Consider the following 6402-nt stretch of genomic DNA (forward strand, 5'->3'; position numbering starts at 1 on the left):
ATCAAGGGCTCGCCCGCGAAACCGGTGCCGCGCTCGGCGCCAACCCGGTGCCGCTGGTCATCCCGTGCCACCGCATCCTGGCCGCCGGCGGCAAGATCGGCGGCTTCTCGGCGCCCGGCGGCTCGGCCACCAAGGAAAAGATGCTGGCCATGGAAGGCGTGCGCCTCGGCCCGCCGCCGTCACCGCAGGCCTCGTTCGGGTTCTGAAAAGTCCGGGCCCTTACTTCAGCCCGATGCTCATACCGCTCAGATCGGCGTTGACTTGCAGGCCTACCTGCTTGCCAGTGAGCTCGAGTTGGGCGCCCTTGTCATTGGTCATGACGATCACCTGGGCCCCCTTGCCGAGCGCGCCGCCGCCGCCTGCAGCACCGTACACGCCTGTCACATCCCGGGCGCGGCGAATGTGGCGCACGGTACCGTGGAAGTAGGTCTTTGAGGCCCCGAACGCGAGGCCGCCCGAGATGCCGCCGACCGAGATAGGATAGCGGCGACCATGGAAGGTCAGCGTGCCCTCGCCTCCAGAACCACCGATGAAGAAGGCCGCCTTGTAGACGGCGAAGCGGATCGTGCCGCTATCAGCATGCGCGGCGCTGGCTAGGCTGACTCCCGCGGCGGCGATGACGGCAAACGTGACCGATCGAAATCCCGATGAAATCTTCATGATGAGAACTCCTCTAGATCGCCGCATGCCCAGCCGGTCGGGCAGGCCAGCGTCGTATCAAAGTCATAGCTGAACTGTCTTGCCCGTCATTGGTTCCAGGCACGCGGGTTGAATCCGGCAGCGATAAGACCCCGGCGAAACGTGGCGGATGGCGAATCTCAGTTCTGCAGGAAACGGCGACGGAACCGCCGATCGAAGTCCGGCCGCTTGCAGACGAAGACCGGGCAGGATTTCGCATCGGCGCTGGGCACGTAGGCGCGCTTCCTCACCTCGCCCAGGTCGCAGAAGCGCTCGTCCCTGACGTAGCGGTCATAGAGCGGCAGCCCCGGGACACGCGTCGACTGGTAGCGCAGGATGACCGCGCCCTGGCGCGCGATCGTCGCCTGCACCCTGTCGCAGCTCATGCGGGTCGGGTCGTAGCGCGAGATCGCCTGCGCCTCGGCGGCCACCAGCGTCATCAAGGCGGCAAGCACAACGGTCTTCATGATCCTCTCCCAAACCCGGCGCCCGAGACCTGGCCGTTCCTCCCTCGCGGCGCCCGCCGGCCGCAAATTTTCCACGCGATTGGGGCGGCCGTTGGGCGGCGGTGCTGGTCCCGCTTTCTCACACAGTCTTGTTTTCAGCGCAAAACCCGCCTATATGCATCGCATTGATATTTCGGCCGATCGATCGGGCCTCGCGATCTTCGCGTTTGCTGACGTCTATCTCCAAAATTTCGATACCACCGGCCGGACCCCTGGTCCGGTTAAACTAAAGCAAATGTGAAGGATACTTCGAATGGCAACTGGTACGGTCAAGTGGTTCAACGCCACCAAGGGCTTCGGCTTCATCCAGCCTGACGCGGGCGGCGCGGACGTTTTCGTCCACATCTCCGCTGTCGAGCGCGCTGGCCTGTCGACCCTGGTCGAGGGCCAGAAGATCAACTTCGAGATCGAGCAGGACCGCCGCACCGGCAAGTCCGCTGCTGGGTCTCTGAGCAAGGCAGCCTGATTTAGCAACAGCGCGCGCCGGACGAAGGTTCGGGGCGCGCGGCAAGTCACGGATGTACTGACGGTCGCGCGAGAAGCGCGCCGGAGTGGAAAGACCCGACAAGCTGGAACAGCAGATAGCTGCCAGCCCGGTCAGACGCTCCCGATCAGGCTACCGGAATGGGAAGGCGGGATTTATCCCGCCTTTTTATTTGCCTGCGGTTCAGACATTGGCGAAACCGCCGAAGCTGCCTTCTTCTCCCCGTTCACGGGGAGAAGTGCCCGGCAGGGCGATGAGGGGCGGCGCGACGCTGCGGAATTGGCTTCCTTGGCGGAGCCGCGAAGCGGCGACGGCGTGAGGACAAGACTAAGGCAGCCACTCGATCGGCACATGCCCGGGATCCGCCTCCACGCGGCCGAGCCAGGCGGCCACCGCCGGATAGGCGTCGAGCTGGAAGCCGCCCTTCTCGGCGGTATGCGTGTAGGCATACAGCGCGATGTCGGCGACGCTGTATGCATCGCCGGCGAAGAAGGCATTGGCTTCCAGATGCCTGTTCATCACGCCGAGCGCCTTGTTGCCGCGCTCCAGCGTCGATGCCAGCCGTTCCGGCGTCGCGTCCCTGGCGCGCTCGGGAAAGGTGAGCAGCGCCTTGCGCACGGCGATGTAGGGCTCGTGGCTGTACTGCTCGAAGAACAGCCACTGATAGGCGAGCGCCCGCTGGTACCGGTCGGCCGGCAGGAAGCGCGTGCCCTCGGCGAGATAGAGCAGGATGGCGTTGGATTCGGCGATCCGTCTGCCGTCGTCGAGTTCCAGCAGCGGCACCATGGCGTTGGGATTCTTGGCGACGAAATCGGCCTTGCGGGTGTCGCCGGTATGCGAGCTCACCTCGTCATTGGTGAAGGCAATGCCGAGCTTGGCCATCAACAGGCGCGGCTTGTAGCAATTGCCGCTGTCGATCATGCTGTAGAGTATCATCAGGTCTCCTTCCGGCTCGCGCCAATATCGCGCGGCGGAAGCCGCCTCATCCAGTGATTTGTTTTGGCCTGAACATCAGCGCCGCTGATGCAACGGCACGACCTTGCTGTCCATGCCGAGCAGTGCCTCGGTGGAGAGTGGCTCCTCGTTGAAGATCGTGCCCGCCAGCGCCGGGCGGGCGAGATGGTAGCCCTGCACAAGGTCGACGCCGCCATCGAGCGCGACGCGAAGATGCACGGCCTGCTCGATCCCTTCAACCAGCACCTTGGCGCCCCGATCATGCAGCATCGAGACCAGCGGCCGGAAGAAGCGCTCGGCGGCGGCATGCCGGCAGAACTCGGCAAACCAGGCGCCGTCGATCTTGACGATGTCGGGCGCAAGCAGCGCGATGCGCTCCTCAGTCGAATGTCCGGTGCCGAAATCGTCGATGGCGATACGAATGCCGTCGCGCCGCATCTCGCGAACGAGGCTGATCAGAACCTTGTCGTTGGCCGCCTGCTCGGTGATCTCGCAGACCAGCATGCCTGGATAGAGATCCAGTTCGCCGAGATGCCTGGTCATCAGCCGGATCTCGGCCAGCGCCCGCCCGAGATGGTCGTTGATCAGCGGATTGTAGTTGAAGAACAGGTCGAGCCCCTCGACGCCGATGTTGCGGAAGTTCCTCAGATGCAGCATCCGGCACATCGTCTCGACGAACAGGCGGTCCGCGGCAGGCAGGCTGCCGAAGAACACCGGCGGCGCGACCGGCCTCGCGTCGCGCTGCGCCTCGATCAACGCCTCGACGGCGACCGGCGCCAACGAGCGGCCGCGCGGCGCGAAGATCGGTTGATAGGCGCTCTTCAGCCGGAAGTCGCCATAGACGCCGTACTCGATGCCGATCTCGTCGGCAAAGATCGCCTCGGCGGCATTGCGCCGCCTGTCCGGCCAAACGCTCACGAGGCGTTCCTGCGCCCGAACACCCGCGCCGGGCGCGTCGTCGGCGCCGCGCCCGAACTGACCGGCGCATCGCCGATGCCCGTCGCTGCCGCGGACGCCTCAACGCCCTTGCCGAAGACGCGAAAGCTGGTCGGCGCCAGTTCCGGCCGCGCCAGCACGAAGCCTTGCACCATCGAGGTTCCCGATTTCTCGGCAAGCTCGAGCTGCCAGCCTTCCTCGAGGCCCTCGAACACGGTGCGAATGCCTTGCTGCTCGAAGCTCTTCACCATGGTGGTCAACAGGGCAAAGCCGGCGCCGGACTCCATCAGTTGCGTGATCCAGTGCGCATCGAACTTGACGATGTCGGGCTTGAGCTCCTTGATCCGGTTGATGTCGGATTCGTCGGCGCCGTAGTCGTCGACAGCGATGCGGAAGCCGTTGGCTCTCAGCGCCTCGACGAAGCTGTAGAGCGTTTCCTGCGAGGCCGATTTCTGTTCGGTCACCTCGCAAACCATCCGGCGCGGGTCGATGCCGGCCTCGTGCAGCACCAGCCGCATGTCGCGCAGCGCGTTGTCTGCGATGGCGCGGTCGGTGAACACAGACGGGTCGAAATTGACGAAGATCGACGCCTCTTCCGGCAGGCAGGCGCCGGCGTTGAGCAGGTGTAGCGTCCGCGTCAGCGCCTCGATATGCAGGCGGTCGCCCGCCGGGCAGGAGTTGAAGAAACTCATCGGCGACTGCGGCTCGCCGTCACGAAACGGCCGGATCAGCCCCTCGAACGCGACGATCGACAGCTTGCCTTCCCTGAAGGCGAAGATCGGCTGGAATGCGCTCTGCAGCGTATAGACGCCCCAGACACCACTGGAGGTGCCGTCATCACGACGGATGATGTGGGCGAGCCCGATACTACGCGACAAGGGATCCTCGCTCGGCAAGACTTGGCGGAAATGGCTTGCGATCCTGCCAACAGGGGTTTTAGCGGCCGTTGATGAATTTATTGTTGCCGAGCGATGCCGGTCACGGCTGCTTGACCCCTGGCTCATTCGACAATGCTTGCGCTTGGCCGGATGATGCGACATGAGAGGCCCGCGGCCGCTCCTGGCCCGCCGACCCTTGGAGATATCAGGTCATGGCCTTTCTTGCCGACGCCCTTTCCCGCGTGAAGCCTTCCGCGACCATCGCGGTGACGCAGAAGGCGCGCGAGCTGAAAAACGCCGGCCGTGACATCATCGGCCTTGGCGCCGGCGAGCCGGACTTTGATACGCCCGACAACATCAAGAACGCGGCGATCGACGCGATCCGTCGTGGCGAGACCAAGTATCCGCCAGTGTCAGGCATCACGCAGCTGCGTGAGGCGATCGCGAAAAAATTCAAGCGCGAGAACAATCTCGACTACCGGCCGGAGCAGACCATCGTCGGCACCGGCGGCAAGCAGATCCTGTTCAACGCCTTCATGGCGACGCTGAACCCCGGCGACGAGGTGATCATCCCGCGCCCCTACTGGGTGAGCTATCCCGAGATGGTGGCGATCTGCGGCGGCACATCGGTGTTTACAGACACATCGATCGACAACGGCTTCAAGCTGACGGCGGAAGTGCTTGAAAAGGCGATCACGCCGCGCACCAAATGGCTATTGATGAACTCGCCGTCCAACCCGTCGGGCGCCGCCTACACGGAAGCCGAGCTTCGATCTTTGGCCGACGTGCTGCTCAAGCACCCGCATGTCTGGACACTGACCGACGACATGTATGAGCACCTCACCTACGGCGATTTCGTCTTCAGGACGATCGCAGAAGTCGAGCCGAAACTCTACGAGCGCACCCTGACCATGAACGGCGTGTCGAAGGCCTATGCCATGACCGGTTGGCGCATCGGCTACGCCGCCGGCCCGGTGCCGCTGATCAAGGCCATGGACATGATCCAGGGCCAGCAGACCTCCGGCGCCTGCACCATCGCGCAATGGGCCTCGGTCGAGGCGCTGAACGGCCCGCAGGACTTCATCGCCAAGAACAAGGCGATCTTCCAAGGGCGCCGCGAGCTTGTCGTGTCGATGCTCAACCAGGCGCGCGGCATCTCCTGCCCCTCGCCGGAGGGCGCTTTCTACGTCTACCCGTCCTGCGCCGGGCTGATCGGCAGGGAGACGAAGACCGGCAAGGTGATCGATAGTGACGAGACCTTCTGCGCGGAGTTGCTCGAGGCCGAGGGTGTGGCGGTGGTGTTCGGCTCGGCCTTCGGCCTTGGCCCGAACTTCCGCATCTCCTACGCCACGTCGGAGACGCTGCTGGAAGAGGCTTGCACGCGCATCCAGCGCTTCACCGCTTCACTGACCTGATGACGAAAAAAGCCCGGCTCCAGGCCGGTTTTTTTCGGGTGGTTAGCCGCCATACTGCTCGTCGCTGACCTTCTCCAGCCAGTCGGCGTGGACGCCGTCAATCGCTTCCTGCATGGCGATGTGCGTCATCGCCGTGCTCGCGCCGGCGCCGTGCCAGTGCTTCTCGTCGGGCGCGAACGAGATGACGTCGCCGGCCTTGATCTCCTGGATCGACCCGCCCCACGTCTGGGCACGGCCCGCGCCCGAGGTGACATAGAGCGTCTGGCCAAGCGGATGCGTATGCCAGTTGGTCCGCGCGCCAGGCTCGAAGCTGACCAGGGTGGCCCTCAGCCGCGCCGGCGCCTCCTTCTCGATGATCGGTGTCTGCAGCACCCGGCCGGTGAAATACTTTTCCGGCGCCATGATGGTCGGCACGCTGCCGCAAGCAATGATCTTCATCGTTTCAATCCTCGAACTGGGGTCACATCGGCGGTGGCGACCGCACCGCTACGGTCCGCCCTTGCGGCGACACTTTCCTCCGATGCCTGTCCGGACGCAACCGCTTCCCGGAC

At 64.4% G+C, this 6402-nt stretch carries 9 protein-coding genes; 3 read left to right on the forward strand and 6 right to left on the reverse strand.

Annotated features, from left to right (window positions below):
- On the forward strand, positions 1-206 hold a 206-nt coding region (locus tag EN745_RS27080), incomplete at its 5' end, for an MGMT family protein (RefSeq protein ID WP_145992148.1).
- Positions 207-219: 13 nt separating this feature from the next.
- Here the strand turns inward: EN745_RS27080 and EN745_RS27085 are convergent.
- Together EN745_RS27085 and EN745_RS27090 are read right to left on the reverse strand one after the other, a co-directional pair.
- On the reverse strand, positions 220-660 hold the full coding sequence (locus EN745_RS27085; RefSeq protein ID WP_126058757.1) for a hypothetical protein: 441 nt from the start codon (positions 658-660) through the stop codon (positions 220-222).
- 158 nt (positions 661-818) lie between these two features.
- The gene (locus EN745_RS27090) at positions 819-1145 is read right to left on the reverse strand and encodes a hypothetical protein (protein ID WP_126058756.1); all 327 of its coding nucleotides are present in this window, start codon (positions 1143-1145) and stop codon (positions 819-821) included.
- Between the two features lie 292 nt (positions 1146-1437).
- On the opposite strand from EN745_RS27090, the gene EN745_RS27095 reads away from it, so the two are divergent.
- On the forward strand, positions 1438-1650 hold the full coding sequence (locus tag EN745_RS27095; RefSeq protein ID WP_006202464.1) for a cold-shock protein: 213 nt from the start codon (positions 1438-1440) through the stop codon (positions 1648-1650).
- Positions 1651-1995: 345 nt separating this feature from the next.
- On the opposite strand, the gene EN745_RS27100 is transcribed toward EN745_RS27095, so the two are convergent.
- From EN745_RS27100 to EN745_RS27110, 3 genes are all read right to left on the reverse strand, one after another.
- Positions 1996-2604 carry a glutathione S-transferase family protein gene (locus EN745_RS27100; protein WP_126058755.1) on the reverse strand — a complete coding sequence of 203 codons (609 nt, stop codon included), beginning with the start codon at positions 2602-2604 and terminating at the stop codon, positions 1996-1998.
- A 75-nt stretch (positions 2605-2679) separates the two neighbouring features.
- A complete protein-coding gene (locus tag EN745_RS27105; protein ID WP_126058754.1) occupies positions 2680-3540 on the reverse strand; it encodes an EAL domain-containing protein in 861 nt (286 codons plus the stop codon).
- The gene (locus EN745_RS27110) at positions 3537-4436 is read right to left on the reverse strand and encodes an EAL domain-containing protein (protein ID WP_127422670.1); all 900 of its coding nucleotides are present in this window, start codon (positions 4434-4436) and stop codon (positions 3537-3539) included. Before EN745_RS27110 ends, EN745_RS27105 begins: the two co-directional genes overlap by 4 nt.
- A 212-nt stretch (positions 4437-4648) precedes the next feature.
- Here EN745_RS27110 and EN745_RS27115 point away from each other — a divergent pair, with 212 nt between their 5' ends.
- Positions 4649-5851, forward strand: a complete 1203-nt coding sequence (locus EN745_RS27115) for a pyridoxal phosphate-dependent aminotransferase (protein WP_127422671.1) — start codon at positions 4649-4651, stop codon at positions 5849-5851.
- Between the two features lie 42 nt (positions 5852-5893).
- Here EN745_RS27115 and EN745_RS27120 read toward each other — a convergent pair whose 3' ends face one another.
- On the reverse strand, positions 5894-6289 hold the full coding sequence (locus EN745_RS27120; protein ID WP_126058751.1) for a cupin domain-containing protein: 396 nt from the start codon (positions 6287-6289) through the stop codon (positions 5894-5896).
- Positions 6290-6402: the final 113 nt, after the last annotated feature.

Origin of the sequence: Mesorhizobium sp. M4A.F.Ca.ET.022.05.2.1, from assembly GCF_003998845.1 — a bacterium.
Classification (GTDB): domain Bacteria; phylum Pseudomonadota; class Alphaproteobacteria; order Rhizobiales; family Rhizobiaceae; genus Mesorhizobium.

Coding starts and splice junctions, on each gene's coding strand:
- EN745_RS27085 (WP_126058757.1), bottom strand. CDS start 660: ATGAAGATTTCATCGGGATTTCGATCGGTCACGTTTGCCGTCATCGCC.
- EN745_RS27090 (WP_126058756.1), bottom strand. CDS start 1,145: ATGAAGACCGTTGTGCTTGCCGCCTTGATGACGCTGGTGGCCGCCGAG.
- EN745_RS27095 (WP_006202464.1), top strand. CDS start 1,438: ATGGCAACTGGTACGGTCAAGTGGTTCAACGCCACCAAGGGCTTCGGC.
- EN745_RS27100 (WP_126058755.1), bottom strand. CDS start 2,604: ATGATACTCTACAGCATGATCGACAGCGGCAATTGCTACAAGCCGCGC.
- EN745_RS27115 (WP_127422671.1), top strand. CDS start 4,649: ATGGCCTTTCTTGCCGACGCCCTTTCCCGCGTGAAGCCTTCCGCGACC.
- EN745_RS27120 (WP_126058751.1), bottom strand. CDS start 6,289: ATGAAGATCATTGCTTGCGGCAGCGTGCCGACCATCATGGCGCCGGAA.